General features: G+C 73.8%; 1 protein-coding gene. It reads left to right on the forward strand.

The features are described 5' to 3' along the window. Positions 1-156 precede the first annotated feature (156 nt). Positions 157-1,098, forward strand: a 942-nt coding sequence (locus tag HW445_RS32115) for a PAC2 family protein (protein WP_308800275.1), incomplete at its 3' end; no start/stop codon positions are given.

The following is a 1,098-nucleotide window of genomic DNA, read 5'->3' on the forward strand; positions in this document are numbered from 1 at the left end:
CGCGCCGTGTGTGCGCGGTGGGCGTGCGCGGTGGGTGTGCGCCCGCACGAGGCGGGGCAGTGATCGCTCACCGGCCGTACGAGGGGGCTGCGGGCAGTCCCCCCCTACGCCGTAAGGTTGGGGCGTACGCGAGGGCACGTCGGAAGGAGGCGCTGGGTGATCGAGCTCGAGGGGGTACCCGAGCTGATCGACCCGGTCATGGTGGCCGCGTTCGAGGGCTGGAACGATGCCGGTGACGCCGCCTCCGCCGCGGTCGCGCATCTCGAGAAGGAGTGGAAGGGCGAGGTGTTCGCGGCGCTCGACGCCGAGGACTACTACGACTTCCAGGTCAACCGCCCCACGGTCTGGCTGGACCACGGGGTCAGGAAGATCACCTGGCCGACGACCCGGCTCTCGGTCGTGCGCGTCGGCGGGGACAAGCCGCGCGACCTGGTGCTGGTCCGCGGCATCGAGCCGTCCATGCGCTGGCGCACGTTCTGCAACGAGCTGCTCGGTTTCGCCCACGAGCTGGGCGTGGAGCTGGTGGTGATCCTGGGCGCGCTGCTCGGCGACACCCCCCACACCCGGCCGGTGCCGATCAGCGGGACCACCTCCGACGCCGACCTGGCGCGGCGGATGGACCTGGAGGAGACCAAGTACGAGGGTCCGACCGGCATCGTCGGCGTGCTCCAGGAGGCCTGCACGCACGCCGGGGTGCCGGCGGTGAGCCTGTGGGCGGCGGTGCCGCACTACGTGTCGCAGCCGCCGAACCCGAAGGCCACGCTGGCGCTGCTGAACCGGCTGGAGGACCTGATCGACATCCGCGTCCCGCTGGGCGAGCTCCCGGAGGACGCGCGGGCCTGGCAGGTCGGCGTGGACCAGCTGGCAGCCGAGGACAGCGAGGTCGCCGAGTACGTGCAGACCCTCGAGGAGGCCCGGGACACCGCGGACCTCCCGGAGGCCTCCGGCGAGGCGATCGCCCGCGAGTTCGAGCGGTACCTGCGGCGCCGTGACAGTCCGGGGGGCCGGTCCCGTCCGGGACGGCCGCCCAAGGCGGGGGACGACGAGGAACCGCCGCAGGGGCCCGGTCCGGGCCCGGGGCCGGGGCCGGGCTCCGAG

The organism is Streptomyces sp. UH6 (assembly GCF_013421635.1).
Lineage (GTDB): Bacteria > Actinomycetota > Actinomycetes > Streptomycetales > Streptomycetaceae > Streptomyces > Streptomyces abyssomicinicus.